The sequence below is a fragment of the Specibacter sp. NPDC078709 genome, assembly GCF_040686795.1.
Lineage (GTDB): Bacteria > Actinomycetota > Actinomycetes > Actinomycetales > Micrococcaceae > Specibacter.
Genome location: NZ_JBFBLU010000001.1, coordinates 260,620 through 285,221 on the forward strand (window position 1 = coordinate 260,620; position 24,602 = coordinate 285,221).

Annotated in this window: 16 protein-coding genes; 10 read left to right on the forward strand and 6 right to left on the reverse strand. The window is 61.9% G+C overall.

Annotated features, from left to right (window positions below; genetic code table 11):
• Window positions 1-196 precede the first annotated feature (196 nt).
• From AB0P14_RS01170 to AB0P14_RS01185, 4 genes are all read right to left on the reverse strand, one after another.
• Window positions 197-6,319 carry an Ig-like domain-containing protein gene (locus tag AB0P14_RS01170; RefSeq protein WP_363836700.1) on the reverse strand — a complete coding sequence of 2,041 codons (6,123 nt, stop codon included), beginning with the start codon at window positions 6,317-6,319 and terminating at the stop codon, window positions 197-199.
• Window positions 6,320-6,752: 433 nt separating this feature from the next.
• Window positions 6,753-7,832 (reverse strand): adenylate/guanylate cyclase domain-containing protein, encoded by a 1,080-nt coding sequence (locus AB0P14_RS01175; RefSeq protein ID WP_363836701.1) that lies wholly within the window; start codon window positions 7,830-7,832, stop codon window positions 6,753-6,755.
• The gene (locus tag AB0P14_RS01180; protein ID WP_363836703.1) at window positions 7,816-8,427 is read right to left on the reverse strand and encodes a PH domain-containing protein; all 612 of its coding nucleotides are present in this window, start codon (window positions 8,425-8,427) and stop codon (window positions 7,816-7,818) included. Before AB0P14_RS01180 ends, AB0P14_RS01175 begins: the two co-directional genes overlap by 17 nt.
• A complete protein-coding gene (locus AB0P14_RS01185) occupies window positions 8,420-9,322 on the reverse strand; it encodes a biotin--[acetyl-CoA-carboxylase] ligase (protein WP_363836705.1) in 903 nt (300 codons plus the stop codon). Before AB0P14_RS01185 ends, AB0P14_RS01180 begins: the two co-directional genes overlap by 8 nt.
• Before the next feature lie 721 nt (window positions 9,323-10,043).
• Here AB0P14_RS01185 and AB0P14_RS01190 point away from each other — a divergent pair.
• From AB0P14_RS01190 to AB0P14_RS01225, 8 genes are all read left to right on the forward strand, one after another.
• Complete coding sequence (locus AB0P14_RS01190; RefSeq protein WP_363836707.1) at window positions 10,044-11,627, forward strand: acyl-CoA carboxylase subunit beta; 1,584 nt, start codon at window positions 10,044-10,046, stop codon at window positions 11,625-11,627.
• A complete protein-coding gene (locus AB0P14_RS01195; RefSeq protein ID WP_363836708.1) occupies window positions 11,624-11,851 on the forward strand; it encodes an acyl-CoA carboxylase subunit epsilon in 228 nt (75 codons plus the stop codon). Before AB0P14_RS01190 ends, AB0P14_RS01195 begins: the two co-directional genes overlap by 4 nt.
• Window positions 11,852-11,907: 56 nt before the next feature.
• Window positions 11,908-13,632: a DUF885 domain-containing protein gene (locus tag AB0P14_RS01200; protein ID WP_363836710.1), complete on the forward strand. Its 1,725-nt coding sequence runs from the start codon at window positions 11,908-11,910 to the stop codon at window positions 13,630-13,632.
• Between the two features lie 103 nt (window positions 13,633-13,735).
• The gene (locus AB0P14_RS01205; protein ID WP_363836712.1) at window positions 13,736-15,160 is read left to right on the forward strand and encodes a dicarboxylate/amino acid:cation symporter; all 1,425 of its coding nucleotides are present in this window, start codon (window positions 13,736-13,738) and stop codon (window positions 15,158-15,160) included.
• A 175-nt stretch (window positions 15,161-15,335) separates the two neighbouring features.
• Window positions 15,336-15,716: a YbjQ family protein gene (locus AB0P14_RS01210; RefSeq protein ID WP_363836713.1), complete on the forward strand. Its 381-nt coding sequence runs from the start codon at window positions 15,336-15,338 to the stop codon at window positions 15,714-15,716.
• 93 nt (window positions 15,717-15,809) lie between these two features.
• A complete protein-coding gene (locus AB0P14_RS01215) occupies window positions 15,810-16,454 on the forward strand; it encodes a TetR/AcrR family transcriptional regulator (RefSeq protein ID WP_363836715.1) in 645 nt (214 codons plus the stop codon).
• A 53-nt stretch (window positions 16,455-16,507) separates the two neighbouring features.
• A complete protein-coding gene (locus tag AB0P14_RS01220; protein WP_363836717.1) occupies window positions 16,508-19,174 on the forward strand; it encodes an MMPL family transporter in 2,667 nt (888 codons plus the stop codon).
• 211 nt (window positions 19,175-19,385) lie between these two features.
• Complete coding sequence (locus AB0P14_RS01225) at window positions 19,386-20,678, forward strand: transcriptional regulator (protein WP_363836718.1); 1,293 nt, start codon at window positions 19,386-19,388, stop codon at window positions 20,676-20,678.
• A 38-nt stretch (window positions 20,679-20,716) separates the two neighbouring features.
• Here the strand turns inward: AB0P14_RS01225 and AB0P14_RS01230 are convergent, their stop codons facing one another.
• Both AB0P14_RS01230 and AB0P14_RS01235 read right to left on the reverse strand, forming a co-directional pair.
• On the reverse strand, window positions 20,717-21,310 hold the full coding sequence (locus AB0P14_RS01230) for a hypothetical protein (protein ID WP_363836720.1): 594 nt from the start codon (window positions 21,308-21,310) through the stop codon (window positions 20,717-20,719).
• A gap of 9 nt (window positions 21,311-21,319) precedes the next feature.
• A complete protein-coding gene (locus tag AB0P14_RS01235) occupies window positions 21,320-21,706 on the reverse strand; it encodes a hypothetical protein (protein ID WP_363836722.1) in 387 nt (128 codons plus the stop codon).
• Between the two features lie 156 nt (window positions 21,707-21,862).
• Here AB0P14_RS01235 and AB0P14_RS01240 point away from each other — a divergent pair, with 156 nt between their 5' ends.
• Both AB0P14_RS01240 and adhP read left to right on the forward strand, forming a co-directional pair.
• Window positions 21,863-23,386, forward strand: a complete 1,524-nt coding sequence (locus AB0P14_RS01240) for an aldehyde dehydrogenase family protein (RefSeq protein ID WP_363836724.1) — start codon at window positions 21,863-21,865, stop codon at window positions 23,384-23,386.
• Window positions 23,387-23,569: 183 nt separating this feature from the next.
• Complete coding sequence (gene adhP / locus AB0P14_RS01245) at window positions 23,570-24,580, forward strand: alcohol dehydrogenase AdhP (protein WP_363838111.1); 1,011 nt, start codon at window positions 23,570-23,572, stop codon at window positions 24,578-24,580.
• Window positions 24,581-24,602 lie beyond the last annotated feature (22 nt).

The window sequence follows — 24,602 nt, forward strand, 5'->3', positions numbered from 1 at the left end:
GCCCGGGCAAGTGACGCACCAAATTATCATACGCCGAATGGACTAACCCGTGGGGTGAGCCCCTGCGGGTCTCCATGGCACCATTCGCCATCTTTAGCATCTGCTATGGGACCCACAACGGCAATGGGGAGTACTCCCCTCTCAGGAGTACTCCCCACGGCTGGTGAATTATTGCGGGTGGAACGGGCTGGCTAGCTTAGCAGCGGGGAATGCCCGATGTGCTCGTCCGGTCCGTGGTGTTAACTTTCACGTAGGGCCAGTTGCCGTAGCCGCCGGTGGTGATGTGGTACCACGGGTCACCGGAATTCATGCTGCCCCAGTACTTCCAGCAGTTCACCTGCACCGGCACATTGGCATTGAGCCACTGTGAGGAACATGCGGGAGTGCCATTGTTGGTGTAATGGTCACCGCCGGTGGTCTTTTCCAAGCAAGAGCGCCAAGGTGATGCCCGGACGGTCCAGCTGGTGGGTGGCGGATTGGATCCGCTGGTCAAGGTCCGCTCAGCCACCGGCCCGTAAGTTCCAACAGAGTTCCTGGCCCGAACCTGAATCTTGACCGATGTGTCGTAACCACCGGTGTTGTGGGTATCGCTACCATTGCCGGACTTCGTAGACCAACCACCGCTGCCAACCTTGACCTCAACCGCAGCAGCATCCACAGCCCCACCCGGGAATGCCCATGAATAGCTCACATTGTGCGAACCTTGGGCGCCGTTACTGCCGCCCACCGATGCGGAGCCCGGTATGCCGTACGGGGTGACGGATCCCGAAGCCGGTGAGGCGTCACCGTTGGAAGACAAGGAACCCGCTGCAGCCTTGGCGTACACGGTGGCAAAGACCGGGCCGCCGTTGGGTGAAGGCAGGGACGCCCCCGAGGCCACACCACACTGCTCTCCGGTAGTGGAAAGCACCACGCAATACGTCACCTCATTGGCCGCATAGCCATTGAGTTGTGCCGTGTTGAGCGCCGCATAGCTCACCGTGACGCGGCCACCGGCAGCGTTTTGGTTGGCGATGGCAATGCCCGGAGCCGCCATGGTTGCCACCTTGCCCACCGCGCGTTGCGGTGTGGAAGCAGCGCTGGAGGCACTGTTGCCGGCCTTGTTCGTGGCCACCACAGCGAAGGTATAAGGCGCTGTGGAGTTGCCCACGGTGACCGTCTGGCTATTGGTTTTGGGTGTGTACGTCTTCACCCCATCACCGCCCCCGGACTGGGTCAGAGTGTACGAGGTAATGGCGGCGCCGTTGAGGAACGGTTCATTCCACTGCACCGAGATCTGGTTCTGCGAGCCAACGCGCTCTAGCACCTGCACCGTCGGAGCAGCCGGGGCAGCAGGCACACCAGCGGGCACAACTGACTTCGAATACGCACCCCAGTCCGAGGGGTTGGGCGCGTTGTTGATGGCCTGTACCCGGAATTGGTATTCGGTACCGTTGTCTAGGCCGGGCCACGTCAAGGTGTTCCCGGTGACCCCGCTCTGCTGGGAGTTCTGCCCCGCAGGTGCCGGGGAGATCTCCACATTGAACTTGGTCACGGCGGAGAACGGTCCCACTGGTGTCACCCAGTCCACCGTCACAGCCTTGTCACCAAAGGTGGTGGTGGGTGCTGCTGGCGCATCAGGCTTGCGGTCCGGCGTTGCTTCGACCGACTGCACCGACGCTGCCGAGGTAGCCACGGCGTTAGTGGCCGTCACCGTGAACCTGTACTTCTGAGCATTCGTCAGATCGGTAATGGTGCAGGTGTTGGTGTCACAGTCTTGGCTGCCGCCAGCCCAAGACACCGTGTACTTGCTGATGGGAGAACCGTTATCTGCTGGCGGATCCCACTTCAGCAGCACAGCCTCGTCGAGTTCCTCAACCACCTGCGGTTTGCTGGGAGCATCCGGCTTGCCCTTGACGGTGATCTTAATGCGGCCCGTGGCATGGCGTGCCACGTCCTTGGTCTTGTCCTCCACCGTGTAGCGCACCAGCACGGTGCCCTTGTACTCGGCGTCACTGTTGACGGTGACGGCACCGTCTGTGTGCGTGACGGAAATACCTGCGCTACCACTTTCCACCATGGTCTCCACCACACGCAGCGGCGTATCCGGGAACGGGTTGACGTCGTTACCCAGGACCTCAACGACTTCAGCCCGCCCTGCGTGGGCGTCGAGGACAGTGTCCTCGTTCGCCACGGGCAATGGCAAGGGCGACGACGTCGCCCGCAGCACCACAGCTGCCGTCACCGGGTCATTACTTCCGTCTGAGACGGAGAGCTGCACCGTGGCCTGCTCGCCAACTCGGGTACCGTCCTTTTGGGTTGCCGTCAGCACGGTGCCGGAGAAGTCAATGTCAAAGTTGCCAGGCTTGTTACCGGACAGTGCGTAGCTGAATTTCTCCTTGTCCCCTGGATCGATATCGAAAGCCATGGGCCCGACGTCGAGGGTGACGGTTTCTTGCTGCGGCACATCCAAGGAAGACCCTGTGAAAGTGGGTGGGGTGTTCTTCTTTTCTTCTTCCTTGGGCCCGGCCACGGCCGGATCCACCAACGTCATGACCGTCAGGGTGGACTTCAGACCCTCGGGATCATCGGGGCCGGAGCCGTCGGTGACCTCAAAGGTGATGGAACCGGGACCGTAGAACTTGATGTCTGCGGCATAGTTGACGCCGGCACCTTCGCCTACAATGACGTTCTCGCTACTGGCGCCCACGAGTGAAATCTTCGACGCTTCGGTGAGCCGCGGGGTCCGACCCTCCCGTACCTGAACGTAGTCGGAGAGCTCCATGACGGCGCTCTCACCGGCGGTGAGGCGGATAATCTCTTTGCTCTTGAGCACCGGGTATTGCTTGTCCAGTCCCGGAACCCAGATGACTGCCGTGGATTTCTGGCCGTCCTGATCCGTGACAGTGTAAGGAACCATCTGATCCAGCGGGCCTAGGTCGATCCGCACGGCACCGTTGCTGGTCACTGACGCGGTCTCCGTGCTGATGCCGTTGACCGATTCAATGCTCAGCTTCAAATCTTCGGTGACACCGTCGGGATCGGCGTCGTTCTCAAGAACCGGCACATCGACGGTGTTCTTACCCAGCATCTGGGCAACGGTGACTCGGTCATCGCGGGCAACGGGGGCCTTCAAGGGCGCATCCGGGGTGACCGTCATGCGAATGTTGCCGGTGGCCGTGGAGCCAAATTTATCTGCCACGGTGTACATCATGGTCGCGATGCCAGTCTCGGCGGGTGAGGTCACCAGGACCTTACCCTTATCGGTCACCGAGGGCTGCATTTCCTCCGGCCCCTTGAAGCCGGCCTCGACCAGGCCCAGCTTGCCGCCGTCGGGGTCGGAGTCGTTGAGCATGACGTCCAGGGAAACCTTGCGCCCCGGACGCATCGTGATGTAATCGTCCTCGGTCACCGGTGGATGGTTCACGGCCTGCACCGGTGCTACACCCACGTCAACGCGCGCCACAGCCTCGGCTCCGAGCCGGTCACGCACCCGGTAGCTGAAGGTGTCGGTGCCGGCCGAGCTGCCGCCAGCCGTGTAGAAGATGTAGCCGTTGCCGGTTTCGGCGGTACCCAGGGCGGGGCCCTTGTCGATGCCCACCAACTCAACAGAATCCCCCTCGGGATCAATCGCGTTCAGCGGCACGGGGATGCGCACTTGGTCCCCGGCAATGACGCGGCCGGTCAGGTTCTTCGGTGCCGGCGGAAGATTGTGTTCGGGATCTGCCGCCACAATCGTAATGGTCACCTGTGCCGAGTCGAACTGGCCCGTGCTGTTGGCGACCTTGTAGACCCCCTGCACCGTCTTGGGTGTGGGGCCGGCGATGAAGCGCAACTGGTTCTGGTCGGTAAACAACTTACCGAATTCGGTATCCGGGCTCTCCACCACGGCCGGTGATTTGAGCACTTCACCGTTCGGGTCGGTGTCATTGGCTAACACCGGGATGCTGACCACGTCCCCCACCCGCACAATTGCGGTGTCCGGTTCCACCCGTGGCGGCATGAGCTTGTCCGGGGCAGGGATCCGCACCAGGGAAATCTCACCTGTGGCGCTACCTACTCCGTTGGAGATGGTGTATTTGATGACGAGCTTGTCTTTGAGTCCGCGCAGATCGGTGACCTTGATAATGCTGCGCTCAACAATGGTTGCCGAAACGGGCGATCCCGCCGGCAGTTCCACCGACTGAATCACCAGGACTCCACCGGCCGGATCTGAGTCATTGCCCAGCACATCCACCAGCGCGGAGCCACCCGATGGCAGCATGACCAGGTCCTTCACGGCGATGGGCAGGCCCTGCAAATCCGGTTCCACCACATCGACGCGAATCAAACCGGTGGCGCTCATGGGCCCGTTGGTTACCTGATATTCCAGGTACACCACTCCCACGGTTTCGGACATGAAGGTCACGGTGCCGTTGTCGGCAATGCCGGAGACGGTGGTGTTGGCGGGTCGGGAAACACTGGCGAGACGGAGCGTGCCGCCGGCCGGGTCCTGGTCATTTTTCAACGGGGCCAGCACGACCGGCTGTCCGGCTACGGCACGGATAAAGTCGGCGTTGGCCACGGGTGGCACGCCGCCGGGCGACTTGACGTTGACCTTGAGCTGCTTCTCGGTCGTTTCGCGGCCATCGGAGACGGAAACCGTCATGGTTTTCATCCCGGCCGTTTCACCGTCGTCGGTGTAGCTCATCTCACCGTTGGGGGTGGTCTTGATGACGGCACTTTCATCGTCAGAGACAGCACCGGTCAAGAAGATGTCGTCACCGTCGGGGTCGATCCAGTCCGCCAGCACGTTTTGTTTCATGGTCTGGCCCTGCTCCACGACCAAGGTGGTGCTGCGCATGGTTGTGGGCGGAGAATTTTCGCTCTCCGGCACCACCCGCACATCAACGCTGCCCTTGGCTGTGCCGCCGCGGCCATCCTTCACGTCATATTGGAACGGTCCAGCACCAGTTTTATCTACGGCCACGTTGATCTGCAGCCCGGTCCCGTCGTAGATGGAGTCCACAGTGCCCAGACCAGGTTCGACGGCGGGAGGTTCCACCGTGAGCACGTCGCCGTCCGGATCGGAGTCATTGAACAGGACCGGCAAAATCGTGGTCTTCCCTGCCCGGACGCCAAAGCTGTCCGGGGTAGCAACAGGTGGACGGTTGGGCTTGGTGCGGTCCGGCAAGGTGCTGACCACGTTGGGATCGGCGGAATCCTTGTCGGCGTTGTCAGCCTTTTTCAGATCCGTTTTCAGATCGTCCCAGTTGTTGACCAGCAGCATGTTCTGGTTGACCAGCCACACATTGCCGGAGTTGATGTCGTTCAGGACCACCACATCGCGGTTCTTGCGGAAAACGAATTCTGATTTGGCGGAGGCCTTGGGAATCTCGATCAGTTCCCCTGCGCCGTTGCAGGAGAGTGCGTACTTGTTGGCGCCAGACCAGGCTGCGTGAACGCAGCCGTTTTGAATAACAGGAGCCACTGCCTTGCCGCTGGTTCCCAATTGCAGAACCTTGGCGCTGGAACCATCCAGCGGCTGGGTGAACAGCGCAGTTCCGGTTTCCAACGCTACAAAGTTACCTTCAGCCGTGGGCTGAGCCAGCAACGCACCCTGCGCATCGGGGACGGTGACACTCTTGCCGCCGGGCAAGTAGAGTTTTCCGGAAGCTGCCGAGAACACCACGGGTGATCCGCCAGCAACTGTGACCTGGGCATCCTTGGTCCCAGCCAGCCCCTCAACTGTGGCCCGCTCCTGGGTGGCGACCTTGCCGGCGTCGTCCATGGTTGTGGTGATGAGTTCACCGGCTTCGGAATCCACGGTGAAAATGGTGTCGTTCGGTGCCGTCACGGAGATGGCGCTGCGCAGCTCTTTCAGAATCGGGATGGTTGTCTTCTCGCTGAAGCCGGACACTTCCTGGTTGCCCATGGCCCAGACCTTGCCGGCGCCGGAGTCGGTCAAGGAAATGATCCGGGTACCTAGTGAGGTCTGTTTGCCGCCGCCCAGAGCAGCCTCCGCGGCCATGGCCATCATGGGCACGTTCACCGAACTCAGGATGCTGCCGCCGTCGCCGCTCATGAAAACGTTGCTGCCGTTTTGGATGACGTCGAAGGTGGTGGTGGTTGCTGCGAAGCCGCCATCAAGAACCTTGGACTGGTCATTGAGGTGACCCACCAAGCCCTCAGCACGGTTGGTCACCCAGACGCTACCGTCGTTCAGGTCAACATCGGCGGTGGTGAAGCCGGGGTACACAATGGCGCCCGTGATCACTGCCGCCGCCGCAGCTGCAGCCATGGAAGCCGTGAAGAATCTTTTTTTACTGGCGGTTCTAGAAAACAGATCGCTCAGAGCCATGAAAAACCTTTGCTTATCCCCAACTTGCAAAGTTCGGGTACCAACTAGACAGACCGGCCGCTAGCACACGGAGGCCTCTGCCATAATACCCGGTTGATCCATATGATGGCTTAATTTTCCGGATCTACTGTTTTGGACGAATCCATCCAGTGTTTCGGGGCCAGGCTTTGCAAGCCGGGGTCAGGCTTTGCAAGCCGGGGTCAGGGGTGCTCCAACCAGGCTTGGACGGCGGCGAACGGACCCGCTGGCATGCTCTCTACGCCGCCTTCAGAAAGACGCTGCTAGAGGGCCACGCCGATCCAGATTTTGAATCATTGCTGCAACTGGCTGACCACCATAACGCGCATAACGCGGCCGGGCACACAGCCGAGTCCTACCGCTGGTAGCCGCGAATTGCTGCGGCAGCCGGGACCCGGCGTCGTACGTGTCAGTTTTAGTCGACTACTAAGCCCTTGCCCGTTCCCCGGCTCAGGAGTACCGGCGCAATTTCGCCGAAGCCGCGAACGTTCTCCACCGGCAGCTGGGTGAGTACAAAGCGATCATCGCCGGTCAATGCCGAGGCCGTGACCGAGTCAATCAGTACAGTTCCTGGTTCTGCGAGCGAGGTCAGGCGGGCGGCCAGGTTTACGGTTGGACCATAAATATCGCCCAGTCTGGAGAGCACCCGGCCCCACACCATGGCGACGCGGGCTTCCGGAAGGAAATCGTCGGCGGCCATGGCTTCTGCAAGGGCCAGAGAAATCTGGGCGCCAGCCACAGGTGTTTCGCAGTTGAACAGCACTTCGTCACCAATGGTTTTCACCAGACGGCCACCGCCGACGCTGATGATCTCGGCACAGATGTTTTCAAAGCGCTGCACCAGGCGGGCTAGCGTCTTCTCATTCATGCGGCGTGAGAGGGAGGTGTAGCTGACCAGATCAGCGAAGCCAACGGCGCGGGCCAGGGGCAGCGGGGCGTCGTCCTCATCGCCGTCGCGCCCTAATTCACTGGCGGCCAAGCCCTGCTCAGCACGCACTGCGAGGCGCTGGATGCCGGCGTTAAGCTGGCGACGGTAGGAATACACCAGCAGCTCTTCCAAAGGGGCGATCAGATTAGGAAGCTCGGAAACTACGGCGCGACGGGCCTCGGCGTCACTGACACCGTGCTCCACCACTAAGTCTTCAACCAACGCCTCAATCTGCCAGACGGCCATTCGATCCGTCATCTGACCGATGGAACGGGTAACGGAAATTGCCGTTTCCTCCGTCAAAAGCCCTTCGCGGACCATCGTTACTACTATTTGCAGCGCCTCTTGGTCCCGTTCGGTGAAGGCCACGTCTTCATCACCCAGGTTAGGAAAGCCCATGGCGCGCCAAATTTTGCGTGCAGACAGCAATGAAACGCCTACTCCTGCGGCGACATCACGGCGCTTCATGGTCCGTTCGCCACCAAGAAGTTGCGTTTCCAATGCCTTGGTTTGGTTGTGCGAGGCAGGCGTCAACAACGGCTCGGGTGGATCAGTGGTCTCTTCCAAGCTTGCGCAGCTCCTTTTCGCTCATCCCAACGACCCCAGCGTAGTCCGATTCCCGGAGTGTTTGCTGCATGTACGCCCGGAACTCCTTGGCCCAGAAGTGTTGGGCATCTTGGTTGAACTCACTCCAGTACGGTATTTCATTCACCGTCACTACTTTGTCAGAGTGTATGTCCGAGTGAAAAAACAGTTGCAAATCCCCGGAGCCCACCAAGCGTTGGCGCCAGTTTTGCACTGGCTGCATTTGATGAATCTGAGCCAGATCAAGAATTTGCAGACGTCTAGATACTAACCCCCTGCGCACCAGCAGACGCTGATTGGTCAAGGTGTAGATGGTCCCGGCCCAGCGCCACACTCGCCTGATTGGATACGCCAACAGCACCAAAGTCACCAGTGCCACCACGCTTAGCACCAAGACATCGCGCCACTGACTTGCGCCAGGAGCCCATTCATAAAATGTGTCGGGTTGTAGTTTTGCCAGCGCAGCCGAGCCCACCATGATGGCCAGCAGTCCCACCGAAATGGGCCACAGCAGAATCCTGGAATGCGGCCGGCAGCGAATCTCCACCTGTTCCTTTTCCAGCAGAAACTTACGCATAGCCCAGAGCACCGCCCGGGCCAGTCCTGCGCAGGTGCAGCACATCACCGGCGCTGACATTATGTTCCTGGCCGAGGGCATCACGCAACCGCAAACTACCGTCACTGTTCAAATCCACGGCTGTGCCGTAAAGCATGGTCCCGCCGGGCAGTTCAGCCCGCACTTGCTGACCCAACGTGCTCATGAGATCCCGGGCCAACTCCACAGCACTCGCCCCGCCGGACAGCGGCATGTGCGCGTCCCCACCGGCCGCCGCAAAGTCCTGATACAGCTTGGCGAAGTTGTTTAAGTACTCGGGCAGCAACTGGTTTCTGTCGAGCCCGGACGCTGGCACGCCCTCCACCAATAAAGAGGTAGCCCTGTCCGTGGGCAGCTCTGTTTCTTGCAGGCTGACATTGACACCGACCCCAACCACGACGCCGGGACCCATCTCAGTGCCCGAGCTCGCCATCGTTGAGATGGCTGGGGCTGTTGCTGACCTTGCAGGTACCACCTGGGCCAAGATTCCTGCCAGTTTGCGGCCCTTGATCACTACGTCGTTGGGCCATTTCAAAGTGGCATCGACGTCCGTGTGTGTGCGCAACGACTGGCACAGAGCAACTCCGGCAAGGATGGAAAGCCACCCGTAACCCGTGGGAGCAAAGTCCTTGCCGGATCCGCTTGTGAGGCACTGTTCTTCTGGCCAGAGAAGAATACTGGAGATCATGGCAGCGCCGGCGGGAACCTCCCACGCTCTACCCAACCGACCTTTGCCAGCAGGCTGGGCATCGGCAATCAAAACGCTCAAGTCCGGAAAGAATTGTCCAGTATCGGCAGCACCGGCAGCCAGATCGATGTTGGTTGAACCTGCGGAGTCCACCACGTCTACGCGAGCAAATACCCCTTGCGGCTGCATCAACGCAGTCCTTAATAGGGCAGCGTCTAAATTAACGGGATCGATCGGAGCTGCTGACAGCTTCTGGGGTCGACTCTGACCATTCTGCTCAGGGGTTGTTGCGGCGCCGTTCATGGTTCCAATCCTATCGGGCCTAGCAACGGATGAATCCGCCTCTGGGGTGAGAACCGAGTCCCGGTCTGGGCCGAAGCCAAAACTGTGGTCGGGACCTCAGTTCAGCAATGGTTTGAAATCAGCAATGGTTTGAAACGGAGTGGGGGCGGGATAGGAGCCGGCGTTTGAACAGAGATTTGAGCCGCCGAAATTGCGTTGTCCACTTGTGTTGTTTCCTCCACAGGGGGTGCAGGTGGTTTGTTGTACCCAGAGTCCGTCCTAGGAAACTTCGATGTCAGTGGTCCCCAGTAGAATATTTATATGAACACAACGGCGGGGAAGCCGGTTGAACCAGCTCCCCTTTCCCTGCTGCACCGCCGTGGGCTGTCGACCCGAATCAAACAAAACTCCGCAACAACTTCCATCACGGTCTCCAAAACACCACGGTGACGACAAACCAGGCTAAACGGTAAGAACTGGGCCAAACGCCAGATACTTTTCGGACGACTTTGTAGGGTTCCTACACATGCAGGGGTCCATATCGTTATTAGACTGTCAGTAGAGTTTTCCCTTTTGTGCGGTTCCTATGAAGAGCTGCAAGTATCCACACTATTGATCCGGAGTGTCAATGAGCCACGATCTATCGACAACAGCAGGCAAGATTGCCGATTTCCGTGACCGGATGGCTCAGGCTGCGATACCTTCTGGCGAGGCTGCCGTTGAGAAGCAGCATGCGAAGGGACGCAATACGGCCCGCGAACGCATCGACCTGCTGGTGGATCCGGATTCTTTCGTGGAGTTTGATGCACTGGCCGTGCACCGCTCCACAGCATTTGGTATGGAGAAGAAGAAGCCTTTGGGAGACGGGGTGGTCTCCGGTTACGGCACGGTAGATGGCCGCTTGGTCGCCGTCTACAGCCAAGATTTCAGCGTTTACGGTGGCTCGCTGAGCCAGGTAAACGGCGAAAAGATCGTCAAAGTCCAGGAATTTGCACTGCGCAACGGTTGCCCCGTCGTCGGAATCAACGACGGCGGCGGCGCCCGCATCCAGGAAGGTGTGGCCTCCCTGGCCATGTTTGCCGATATCTTCCGCAACAACGTTCACGCATCAGGCGTAGTTCCGCAGATCTCGCTCATCATGGGCCCGTGCGCCGGCGGCGCCGCTTACTCCCCCGCGCTGACCGATTATGTGGTCATGGTGGACAAGACCAGCCACATGTTCATCACCGGTCCGGACGTCATCAAGACGGTCACGGGTGAAGACGTGGACATGGAAACCCTGGGTGGCGCCCGCCAGCACAACACCACCACCGGAACTTCCACGTACTTGGCCACGGATGAAGCAGACGCCATTGAGTTTGTCCGCGAACTGCTCGACTTCCTGCCCTCCAACAACTTGGCCGAGGCGCCCGTCACCGAGCATGAGCAGGAGCTGGAACTCGACGACGCCGACCTCGCCTTGGACACTCTGATCCCTGACTCGGCAAACCAGCCGTACAACATGCGTGCCGTCATCGAGCAGATCCTGGACGACGGTCATTTCTTGGAGATGCAGGCCCTGTACGCTCCCAATGTCATGATCGGCTACGGCCGTATCGAGGGCCACACGGTGGGCATCGTCGCCAACCAGCCCATGCAGTTTGCCGGCACCTTGGACATCAACGCATCCGAAAAAGCTGCACGTTTTGTTCGGAATTGCGATGCCTTCAACATCCCCATCATCACTTTGGTGGATGTCCCCGGCTTCCTCCCCGGTAAGGACCAGGAATTCCAGGGCATCATCCGTCGCGGCGCCAAGTTGCTCTACGCCTACGCCGAAGCAACTGTGCCGAAGCTGACGGTTATCACCCGCAAGGCTTACGGCGGAGCGTACATTGTGATGGGCTCCAAGAAGCTCGGCGCTGATTTGAACCTCGCCTGGCCCACCGCCCAGATCGGCGTCATGGGCGCCCAGGGCGCGGTCAATATCCTGTACCGCCGCGATCTTGCGGCAGTGGATGCCGAGGGTGGCGACGTTGAGGCCCGCCGCGCCGAGATTGTGCGTGACTACGAAGATGAACTTCTCAACCCGTACCAGGCTGCTGAATTGGGTTACGTGGACGCCGTCATCGCACCGTCCGACACCCGCATCCAGCTCATCAAGGGTCTGCGTGCCCTGCGCGATAAGCGCGCCAGCTTGCCCGCCAAGAAGCACGGGAACATCCCGCTGTGACGTACACAGACACAGCCAGCCCCGAGAACGCGCCGTTGCTCAACGTAACCCGCGGCAATCCCACCGCCGAAGAGCTGGCTGCCGTGACCGCCGTCGTACTTGCTCTGCAAGCGGGCGCGGATAGTGACGGCAAAGCGGCCCCCACCCGGCACTGGGCCAGGAGGGTGAACTTGAATTTGCCACCCAAGCCAGGCACGGGTTCCTGGCGCCGCTCGGTCCGTTAATTCCGGCGGCGGGCAGGTAGGGACAGCGACGGGTGCGGGCAGGTAGGCTCGTGGGCATGACTTTGCCCGCGCGCCCAGCCTCCCGCCTCACCACTGCCATCGATGCGGCCGCCAACCGCTACACCGCACGGCTGCTTGAGCTCGATCCCGGATTTGCCACCGAGTTGGGGCATCCGGGCCGGGAAACGGAATATCGCGATCATTCCCCCACCGGTTTGGAAGCGTTCGCAGAGGCCGCCCGCACTGCCTTGGCGGAACTCGCGGCACTGGAACCGGCGGACAGCGTGGACACCGTCACCCTGCACGCCATGCGTGAGCGATTGGGCCTTGAGTTGGAACTCCACGCGACGGGCTGGCCCCTCGCAGAGTTGAACAACATCGCCTCGCCCGCCCAAGGCATTCGAGCCATTTTCGACCTCATGCCAACAGCCACCGTCACGGACTGGGAGCACATTTCGGGCCGCCTGGCCAATGTTCCCGCGGCGATTGACGGCTACATCGATTCACTGCGGGCCGGCGCAGCGCGTGGTCTACTCGCCGCCCGCCGTCAAGTCGCTGCGGTGATCGAGCAGTGTGAGCGGCACGCCGCCGGCAACGGATTCTTCACCTCATTGGCCGCCAACGCCACCTTGGATGCGCCCATCACGTCGCATGAAACGGGCGACGCCGGCACCCCTCTCCCAGCCTCCCTCACCGAGGCGCTGGCCAGGAATGCGGAGCTGGCCCGCGGTGCATATGCGCTCCTCACCTCTTTCCTACGGGAGGAACTCCTGCCCGCTGCTCCCGTAAAGGATGCTGTGGGTGCGGAGCGCTATGCCTTGGCGTCGAGAGAATTTCTGGGCTCCGAGATTGACTTGGCCGAAAGCTATGCGTGGGGCGTGGCGGAACTCGACCGCATCATTGCCGAGCAGGAAGCCGTGGCGCAGGCAATCCAGCCAGGTGCCACGATCGCACAGGCCAAAGCCCTGCTCAACGCCGATCCGGCCCGGCAACTCCAAGGTACGGATGAATTGCTCAACTGGATGCAGGAACGTTCCAACACGGCCGTTGCCGAGCTGGCTGGCGCGCAGTTCGACATCCCGGAGATCATGCGCACCTTGGAGTGCCGCATTGCCCCCACGCAGGATGGCGGCATCTACTACACCGGCCCTTCGGATGACTTCTCCCGTCCGGGCCGCATGTGGTGGTCCGTCCCTGAGGGTGAGGACTCCTTCACCACCTGGGCCGAAACAACCACCGTCTACCACGAAGGTGTGCCAGGCCACCACCTGCAGGTAGCAACTGCCACGTACCAGTCGGTGCTGCTAAACAACTGGCGCCGCAACGTCTGCTGGGTTTCCGGCCACGGCGAGGGCTGGGCCCTGTACGCAGAACGGCTCATGGACGATCTGGGCTACTTGAGCGACCCCGGCGACAAGATGGGCATGCTCGATGGCCAGCGCATGCGCGCCGCTCGGGTGGTCTTCGACATTGGCGTGCATTTGGAGCTACCCATCCCTGCCCGTTGGGGGTCCGGGGTATGGACAGCGGAGGCCGGGCTGGAGTTCCTGCGCGCCAACCTTGATATCTCGGAGGGTCAGCTGGACTTTGAATTCCACCGCTACCTGGGTTGGCCGGGGCAGGCCCCGTCCTACAAAATCGGCCAGCGGCTGTGGGAGGACATCCGCGATGCCCGGGCAGCACGCGACGGGGACGCCTTCTCCCTGCGGGACTTCCACACACAGGCACTCAACCTCGGCTCTGTGGGTCTTGACACGTTGCAGGCTGCGTTGCTGGACTAGCGGCCCGCAGTTCCGGGGGCGCGCGTAATAAATCCAGATTTTGCGCGTAATAAAAGGAAACACAAATTTCCTGGTGCTATTGTGCCGCACTTACCTTTGAGCAATGACTTCCACAGCAACCGCTCCCCCAGTGTCAAAGCTGCCCAAATGGGCCGGCTCCTTCGGCGTTCAAATCATCATCGCCCTGATTGTCGGTCTGGCACTTGGGCTGCTTGCCCGTCAGCTGGGCGGCGACCCCAAGACTGATCCCAACGGCCTGGTCACCACCCTGAGCACCATCGGCTCCAGCTATGTCTCAATCCTCAAGGCAGCTGTTGTCCCGTTGATCTTCACGGCGGTTGTGTCCTCCATTGCCAACCTCCGCCAGGTCACCAACGCTGCCCGCTTGGCGTGGAACACGCTGCTGTGGTTTGCCATCACCTCCCTGATCGCCGTGATCATCGGCATCGTCCTGGGTGTGGTGCTGAAGCCGGGCGCCGACACCGGCACGGCAACCCCTTCGGACTACACCGGCAAGTCCGGCGACTGGTGGTCCTTCCTGATTGGTTTGTTCCCCTCCAACTTCCTGGGCCTGAGCGCTTCCACGAAGGCAGCTGAATCCGGCGCCCTGACCACAAGCGTCAGCTTCAACGTGCTGCAGATCCTGGTCATTGCCATTGTTGTGGGCATTGCCGCACTCAAGGTGGGCAAGGCCGCCGAGCCTTTCCTCAAGCTCAATGGTTCAGCCCTCGCCGTGATCCAGAAGGTGCTGTGGTGGATCATCCGCCTAGCCCCGATCGGCACCGTGGGCTTGATCGGCAACGCCGTGGCCAGCTACGGCTGGACCACCATGGGGTCCTTGCTCAAGTTCACTATTGCCATCTACGTTGGCCTGGCTCTGGTCATGTTTGTGGTCTACCCGGTACTGGTCAGGGCTCATGGCCTGTCGATCAAACAGTACTTCTCCGGCGTTTGGCCGGCAGTTCAGCTGGGCTTCGTTTCGCGCTCCTCGATCGGCACCCTGCCCCTGACTCAGCGCGTCACCGAACGCAACCTGGGCGTACCCCGCGCCTACGCATCTTTCGCCGTGCCGCTGGGCGCCACCACCAAAATGGACGGCTGCGCCGCGATTTACCCGGCCATCGCCGCCATCTTCGTGGCACAGTTCTTCGGCATTGAGCTCGATCTGGGCCAGTACCTGCTGATTGTTCTGGTCTCCGTCTTGGGCTCCGCGGCAACCGCGGGAACCACCGGCGCCGTCGTGATGCTCACCCTGACGCTGTCCACGCTGGGACTGCCGCTGGCCGGCGTCGGACTTCTCCTGGCTGTTGACCCGATCGTGGATATGGGCCGCACCGCCCTGAACGTGGCAGGTCAGGCACTGGTGCCCACCATTGTCTCCAAACGCCAGGGCATCCTCGACGAGGAGCTCTACAACGCTCCCCGCAACGGCAACCCCTTCGCGGACGATTCCGACGATGCACTGGCTGAACTAAATGCCACTGGCGCAGATGATGTTGATCCGAAGCGGGAACCGGCCAACGCTTAAGTTCCCCCAAGCAACGGTTGCTGTTTTCTAAGATCCCGTCAGGGCCTGGTCAAAGGACCACTGCCCTGACGGGATTTTTGTCTTGCGGGCCGGCTTCTCAGGAGGGGAAACCACCCAGTGTGGCACAGTAGGATGCCTACGATACAAGTTTCCAGAAGTGAATTAAGGACTACAAATGATCATCGTCACCACCAACGATCTGCCGGGCTACAAGATCGACGCCGTCTTCGGTGAGGTCATGGGCCTCACCGTGCGCTCGCGCCACGTCGGTGCGCAGTTCACCGCTAGTTTCCGTTCACTAGGCGGCGGCGAACTGCCCGAGATGACGCAGGCGCTGTATGAGAGCCGCCAGGAAGTGGTGGCCCGCATGGTCACCGAGGCTCAGCAAAAGGGTGCCAACGCCATCGTCGCAACCCGCTTCGACACCTCCGAAATGGGCGGAACATGGACCGAGGTCTGCGTGTATGGCACCGCCGTCTTCGCCATCCCCCTCGGCGAAGGCCAGCCGGGCGCCACCGGCCAGTCCATCTACCTGACGCAGAATCCGCAGCGCTAAAACCCTCGGCTTCGCCTGTGCGGCGGGTCTGCAGAATTGCTCCGCCCGCCGCACAGTTTGCACAAAGTGCAAACTTGCACTTAGTGTAGATGCGTGAGCATTAACGCATCTCCCCCACCATCCTCTCCGTCTCCGGAACCACGGGCCTCCCGCCGCGAGCTGAACAAAACCGCCACCAGGGAAGCCATCGCCTCCGCTGCCCTGGTCTTCCTGCGCAGCGGAAAACTGGGGTCCTTCACGGTCGACGACGTCGCTGCCGCCGCCGGAGTTTCCCGGCGCACCTTTTTCAACTACTTTTCCTCCGTTGAAGCGGCCATTGCCAGTTTCACGCAGACGTATCTTGACGCCATTATTGCTGCCTTCAAGGAACGCCCGGCCGATGAGCCGCTGCTGGAATCGGCACAAATCGCACTCTCAGTTGCGGGCAGCCACCAGCAGCTGACCGTTCTGGCCGAGGTGTTTGCCCTGACCCAAGACCCCCAACTTAGCCGGTTCCAGCTGCAGGCCTGGGACGAATGCAGCCTCACAATCACCGAAGTGGCGCGCCAGCAACTCCCGGATGACACCGACGACCTGTACATCCACACCTTGGTGGGCGCCCTGGTCGGAAGTTGCCGCGCAGCCTTCATCGTCTGGTTCCAGCGCCACGGCACCAACACCACCCCCGAATCGATAGCCGATTTGCGTGAACTCCTGGGCGCCACCATTACCCAGATCCGCAATGGGTTCTCCGCCTAACTTTTTCTCCACCAAGGCGCCTACCGCGCCGGTATTCAACAAAAGGAAGCATCATGGCCCTTTGGCTCTATAAATTGGGACGGTTGTCCGCCCGCCGCGCATGGTTGGTGATTATCAGCTGGGCCGCCATCATCGGCCTGGTGGGTGGTGCAGCCGCATTGTTCATGGGCACCATGACCAACGATTTCAAGCTGCCCGGGACCGAAACCCAGCAGATGGCCGACAAGCTGCAGGCCGAGATTCCTGAAGCTGCCGGCGGTGTTGGCAGCGTGGTCTTCAGCACCACGGACGGCACCAAGTTCACCCCCTCCCAGGAAGAGGCCATCTCGGCCGCCCTGACGGAAGTGAAGGAAGTTCCCACAGTCACCGGCTCGCTGGATCCCTTTGTCACCACGGCGACCATTGCCGGCGGCTTGACGGAGCTCAAGGCCGGTTTTGCCGCGGCCGATGCCGGCGATGCCAAGCTCGCTGCCGCCAAGACAGAGCTGGACGCCGCCACCAAGCGATTGGCTGATGGCCAAAAGCAGTACGACGACGGTGCCGCAACTTTGGCCGCACAGGCCGCCCAGGTGGCACTCATCCCCGCGGGGACGCCCATGGCTGACGCCGCGCAGGCCCAGCTTGCGCAGGGCCAAGCACAGCTCGATGCCGCCAAGGCCCAGCTCGATGCCGGCGCCAAGGCACTGGCAGAGGGCCAGAAGGAGTACGACGCAGGATTGGCGCAGGCCACCGCAGGCCGGCTCCAGCTGACCACCAATGAACGCCTCCTCACCTCCACCTCGGAGATCTTGTTCGTCTCCGAAAATGGCCAGGCTGCCATTGCCCGGGTGAACTTTGCCGAGTCCATGAACGCTGTCACTCCCGAGACCCGCCAGGAGGTGCAGGATGTCCTGAACCAGGCTGAGGCCTCCGGGGTCAAGGTTTCCTTCAGCAAGGAGATCGTCGAGGACATCTCCGAGGTTGTGGGCGTGGCCGAAATTGTGGGCGTGGCCGTTGCCGCAGCTGTTCTGCTAATCATGCTGGGCACTTTTGTTGCCGCGGGGCTGCCCCTGCTCATGGCCATTGTGGGTGTTGGTGTGGGCGTTGGCGGCACCATGGCGCTGACCACGGTGATTGAAATGTCCTCCGTCTCCCCCATGCTTGCCTTGATGCTGGGCCTTGCCGTGGGCATCGACTACTCGCTCTTCATCGTCAACCGCCACCGCCAGCAGCTGCTGGCCGGCATGGCCATGCGCGAATCCGTTGCCAAGGCCACCGGCACCTCGGGCAATGCCGTCACCTTTGCCGGCTTGACAGTGGTCATTGCCCTGGCCGCCCTGACCGTGACGGGCGTTCCGTTCCTGGCCGTCATGGGTCTTTCAGCTGCGGCCACAGTTGCCATTGCCGTCTTGGTCGCCTTGACGCTGACCCCGGCGCTGCTCTCTCTCATGGGCACCCGCGTGATCTCGAAGAAGGCGTGGGCCAAGAACCAGGCCTCCACCGCTGAGCACACCACCGCACTCGAGGGCTTGAACGACACCGAAAAGGCTGCGGCTGACGACGCCGCAGACGTTGCCCGCAGCGCCCGCGGGTGGGGCGCCTTGGTCACCAAGCACCCTGCCATCTCCCTGGTTGCCGCCGTAGTTGCCTTGGCAATCATTGCCATTCCGGCCACCGGACTGCGCCTTGCCCTGCCCGACGGCGGCTCCGAACCAAGCGATTCCAGCGCCTTCCAGGCGTATTCGCTGACGGAGAAGAACTTTGGCCAGGGCATGAACGGCCCCATCATGGTGGTGGCTTCCCTGCCGGCCGGGCTCAGTGAAACCCAGGCCCAGGAACTCAATTTGGACGTGCTGGATTCACTGCGGGACATCCCCAATGTCATGGCCGCGGCACCCCAGATCATGAGCCCGGACCGCCAGACGGCCCTGTACCAGATCATCCCCGCCGAGGGACCGGCCAGTGAAAGCACCGTCCAGGTGATTCACGATCTTCGTGCCGAGGTCCCCGCCGTCAAGGCCGAATTTGATGTGAGCCTGGGCCTGACCGGCATGACCGCGGGCAACGTCGATGTCTCGGAGAAGCTGGGAGCGGCGCTGCCCCCGTACCTGGCCATCGTCGTCGGACTTTCCCTGTTGCTGCTGATCCTGGTCTTCCGCTCCATTCTGGTCCCGCTGCTGGCAACCGCTGGCTTCCTGCTTTCGCTCGTTGCGGCGTTTGGCGGCGTGGTGGCCGTGTACCAGTGGGGCTGGCTGGGCGGCATCTTCGGCGTGGAGAACCCGGGGGCCGTGCTGAGCTTCCTGCCCATCCTGCTGATTGGTGTGCTGTTTGGCCTGGCCATGGATTATCAGGTGTTCATTGCCTCGGGCATGCGGGAGGCCTATGTGCACGGCCAGGATGCCAAGCAGGCGGTGCGCACCGGATTCAAGCATGCGGCTCCCGTTGTCACGGCTGCGGCGATCATCATGATCAGCGTGTTCTCCGGCTTCATCTTCAGCCACCTGACCATGGTGCGTCCGCTCGGCTTTGCGCTGGCGTTTGGCGTGCTGATCGATGCGTTTGTGGTGCGCATGACCATCGTTCCGGCGGCCATGCACCTGCTGGGCAAATCGGCCTGGTGGCTGCCGAAGTGGCTGGACAAGATCCTGCCGGACGTGGACGTTGAGGGTGCCAAGCTGGCAAACCTTGATGTGCCCGAGGACGCCGCGGCATTGAAGGAGAAGGCGGATTCCGCACTGTAGGAACCTCATTGTAGGAACCACCGCAGCATCAGCACCGCGCATGGCAGGGCGCCGTGTTCGGAACGTGTTTGGCCGCCATGGCCCATGGCGAAGACCATTCACGCTCCGGACGCGGCGCCCTTTGCGTGCACTAGGATGGTGATTCACGGCACACGTGGATGTTGCGGCTCATCCGCACAGTGATTCGTTCCCCTCGATTGTTGGAGTACCCATGTCCTCGCAACACCGGCTCCTGGAGGGCCTGCCGGCCATGCGTTCCCTGGTGCTTGAATCCTGGCAGCGTTCCCTGGAGGCGTTGGCCGCCCCGGACGGCCGGGCCGCCGCAGATCAGTTGGCGCCGCCGGTTGTGCTGGAGAACCGGGAACTTGCGGAATTCCGCCGCAACCACCCGCTGGCCGCCATCATGCCGGTCATCACCAAGCTGCTGGTGGAGCCCAGCCATGACACCGGCCTGCTCATCGCAGTGGGCGATGAACACGGGCGGCTTTTGTGGGTCGAGGGCGATTCCGCAGCCCGGCGCAATGGAGAGCAAATCAACTTCGCCACAGGGGCCGACTGGTCCGAGACGGTCGCTGGTACCAGCGCCCCCGGCACCGCACTGGTCCTGGGCAGGAGCGTGCAGATCATGGGTGAGGAGCATTTCAACCCCGCTGTCCATTCGTGGAGCTGCACGGCGGTGCCGCTCCACGATCCCGATTCCGGCTCCATCTTGGGCATTGTGGACATCACGGGCGGCCCCGAAGCCGTGGGCGCCAACACGCTCTCATTGGTGCAGGCCTCGGTGGCCGCGGCCGAAGCCCAGCTGCGCATCGAGCGCCTGGTGCGCCGCGCCGAGGAAAGCCGTGTCCCGGTAAGTCGCCGCACCCGGAACTCCCCCACAGCCACCGGCACATCCACCCCCACATCCGTCAAGCCGTTGTACCGGGACAGCCTGCAGATCCTGGGCCGCGACCAGGGCCTGCTGCACGTGGCCGGCCAGGCCATCACGTTGAGTGAGCGGCACACCGAAATCCTTGCCATGCTGGCCCTGCACCCGGACGGCCTCACCGCGGAGGAGCTCACGGACAGGGTCTATCCGGAGGGCACGTCGCTGACCAGCATCAGAGCGGAGATGGTGCGCCTGCGCAAGCTGCTGGCGTCCGTGGCCCCCACACTGGTGCCGGAATCGCGTCCCTACCGGCTCCCCCGCGCCTTGGTGGTCGATGCCGAGCAGGTCCGCAACTACCTGGACCGCGGCGCGCACCGGCTGGCCCTGAACATTTACCGAGGCGCTGTTATGCCCCGCTCGCTGGCCCCCGCCATCGAAACCATCCGCAACCGCGTGGCCGTCCAGCTGCGCGAGGCAATCCTCAATGACGCCAGCCCGGACGTGCTGCTCGCCTACCTGCGCCTTCCCGAGGCAGCGGACGACGTCGAAGCCTGGCGCACAGCACTGCGCCTCCTGCCGCCGCGCTCACCCAGGAGGTCCGCCGTCGTGGCCCATGTGGAGGCGCTGGAGGGATAACGTCAGGGGCGGTGGGCAGAAAACGGTGGACAGGGCGCCTAATACTGCTCCACAATCATCTCCAGCATCATGAACGCACCCTTGCCGTCCATACCGGTTTCGGCGGCGAGCAGCTCCAGAGCCTCGCCCCGCTTTCCCGCTAGGGCCAGGGCTTTGACGCGACTGGCCGTTTCCTCCGTCAGAGAGATGGACCGCTCCGTGTAGGTGGTGCCATTCCGGGGCGGGGCTGTGAAGTCTGTGTGGCTCGTGGTCGTTGCCCACTGGGCTGGGGCGCTTGTTGTGGTGGTGACGGTCGTTTCGTAACTGACGCTGCCAGCAGTCTTGGACTGCAGAAGTGCGGACAAGTCGCGCGCCATCCGTTCGGCGGCTTCCCGGGCTTCATCTTCCACAGATTCAGGCGCTGCGGATCCAGGCGCTGCGGTCTCAGGCGCTGCGGTTTCAGGCGCTGCGGCCGCGCCTTGTGACGGTCCCGCAGTTGCAGCGGGATCCTCGAAGGTTGGCTCGTAGGTTGATTTCACGGGCTGGTAGCCGTTGAGTTGGCGCTGGCGATTGAGGCGTCGGGACTTGAGCAACTGCCCCCAAATGAGCAAAATGGCGGCCACGATCAGGAGTGCTATAACTATAAGTTCCAAGCCACCATCCTATGCGCCTCGGTCTTGTGCAGCGGCGCTTTGCGCGGCTCGGTCCGTTGCAGCGGTCCGGCCTAGGAAAAACAGCAGCAAGCCCCCGACAAACACACCCAACGCGCAGACGAAGGGGGCCATGAGGTAGGGGCTGATTCGGAGTTCTGCCTCATCGCTGAGCGGGATACCGTCCGTTGATTGCATGCCAGCAAGCTCCCAGCGCAGGTTCATCTCTACGCCGGCCCACAGCAGTCCAAGGACTGTCACCGCCACCGCAGCCAGGTAAAGATTCCAGCCGCGCACACCCGGCATAGCCCGCAGCAGCAGGACGCCGATCACCAGGATCCCGCCGGTCAGAATCGCCACCAGAACGAACAGTCCAAAGAACCACATATCATCCCCCATGGTTCAACCCTACGGCGCAGCATCCTAAGACCCCACGCAGCACCAATAGTGTGATCTGCATCATGCAACGTGCTTGCAACGTTGCTAACCGTACTGTTGCGAACAAGGACGCAGATGTCCCGCACCACTGGCCCCGACCGCAATGGAGTTTGAACAATGGCTGTTTACGCACAACCCGGTACCGATGGATCCAAGGTCACCTTCAAGGACCGTTACGAAAACTGGATCGGCGGCGAATGGGTTGCCCCCGTCAAGGGCGAATATTTTGAGAACATCACTCCCGTCACCGGCAAGGTTTTCTGCGAAGTGGCCCGCGGTACGGCCGAGGATATTGAACTAGCGCTAGATGCCGCACACAAGGTAGCGCCGAGCTGGGGCGCAACCTCGGCCACGGAACGCGCAGCCGTGCTGAACAAGATTGCAGACCGCATCGATGAGAATGTGGAGCTGCTCGCCGTCGCCGAAACCTGGGACAACGGCAAGGCCATCCGCGAAACTCTCAACGCTGATATCCCGCTCGCAGCAGATCACTTCCGCTACTTCGCCTCCGTGGTCCGCGCCCAGGAAGGCAGCCTGACCCAGATCGACGAGAACACCACCGCCTACCACTACCACGAGCCGCTCGGCGTGGTGGGGCAGATCATTCCGTGGAACTTCCCCATTTTGATGGCCGTCTGGAAACTGGCACCGGCACTCGCTGCGGGAAACGCCGTCGTGCTTAAACCAGCGGAACAGACGCCGGCCTCCATTCTGGTCCTCATGGAACTGCTCGCCGACATCCTGCCGGCCGGTGTCATCAACGTGGTGAACGGCTTCGGCATCGAGGCGGGCAAGCCACTCGCCTCATCCAAGCGCATCCGCAAGATCGCATTCACCGGTGAGACCACCACGGGCCGTTTGATCAGCCAATACGCCAGCCAGAACCTGATTCCGGTCACGCTGGAGCTGGGCGGCAAGAGCCCGAATATCTTCTTCAATGACGTCGCCGATCAGGACGATGCCTTCTACGACAAGGCACTGGAGGGCTTCACGCTCTACGCCTTCAACCAGGGCGAGGTGTGCACGTGCCCGTCGCGCGCCGTGGTGCAAGCTGGGATTTACGACTCCTTCATGGCGGACGCCATTGCCCGCACCGAAGCCATCATCCAAGGCAATCCGCTCGACACCGACACCCAGATTGGGGCGCAGGCTTCAAATGACCAGATGGAAAAAATCCTGTCCTACATGGACATTGGCAAGCAGGAAGGCGCAAAGCTGCTCACCGGCGGCGAGCGCAACATCCTCCCCGGGGATCTGGCCGGCGGTTACTACGTCAAGCCGACCATCTTCGAGGGCACCAATGACATGCGCATCTTCCAGGAGGAAATCTTCGGCCCCGTCCTCGCGGTGACGAAGTTCGACGACTACGCCGACGCCCTCCACATTGCCAACGACACCCTCTACGGTCTGGGCGCTGGCGTCTGGTCCCGCAACGGCAACGTCGCCTACCGTGCCGGCCGCGAAATCCAGGCCGGTCGCGTGTGGGTCAACAACTACCACGCCTACCCTGCCGGTGCTGCGTTTGGCGGCTACAAGTCCTCGGGCATCGGCCGTGAAAACCACGCCATGATGCTCGATCACTACCAGCAGACCAAGAACCTGCTGGTCAGCTACAGCGAGGACAAGCTCGACTTCTTCTAAGCCCTCCCCACCTCTCGACGCTAGCGCAGCAATGGCGGCTTTCTTCTCGACGCTAGCGCAGCAATGGCGTGATTCGGGGGATCGCTATCCCCCTAGCTTCAATGGTCGACGCCGGGCACTCACCCTGGGTGCCCGGCGCACTCTACGCAGTCAATCAGTTCAAAGGAGAACTTCATGACAACGATGCAAGCAGCAGTAGTAAAGGAATTCGGCACCGCCCTCACCGTTGAGGAATACCCGATTCCCACACCCGGCCCGGGACAGGCCCTGGTCAAGTTGATTTCCAGCGGCGTCTGCCACACCGACCTCCACGCAGCCGAGGGCGACTGGCCCGTCCAGCCTTCCCCGCCGTTCGTGCCTGGCCACGAAGGCGTGGGCGACGTGGTGGCCATCGGCGAAGGCGTCACCTCCCTCGCCGTGGGAGACCGGGTGGGTAACGCCTGGCTGTGGACCGCGTGCGGTGATTGCGAATATTGCCGCACCGGCTGGGAGACGTTGTGCGAGTCCCAGAAAAACGGCGGTTACAGTGTGGACGGCTCCTTTGGCGAGTACATGCTCGTGGATGCCGAGTTTGCCCCACGCATCCCCGACGGCCTCGACCCGGTGGAGATCGCACCCGTGCTTTGCGCCGGTGTCACCGTCTACAAGGGCCTGAAGATGACCGAGGCGCGCCCCGGCCAGTGGGTTGTCATTTCCGGTATCGGCGGTCTGGGCCACATCGCGGTCCAGTACGCCGTGGCCATGGGACTGCGCGTGGCCGCCGTCGACATTGCGGACGACAAGCTGGCCTTGGCCCGCAAGCATGGCGCGGAAATTACCGTCAACGCTCGCGACGAGGATCCGGTGGAGGCCATTCAGCGCGAAACCGGCGGCGTCCACGGCGTGCTCGTCACCGCCGTGCACCCGGCAGCATTCGGCCAGGCCATCGGCATGACCCGCCGCGGCGGCACCATCGTGTTCAACGGCCTGCCCCCGGGCGACTTCCCCGCACCGATCTTCGAGGTAGTGCTCAAGGGCCTGACCATCCGCGGATCCATTGTGGGCACCCGCCAGGACATGGAGGAGGCAATCGACTTCTACGCCCGCGGCCTGATCCACCCCACGGTCGCCACCCGCAGCCTGGGCGAAATCAATGAGGTCCTCGACGAAATGCGCGCCGGCAAGATCGACGGCCGCGTCGTCATCAAGTACTAAATACTCCCCGGATCCGGGCCGT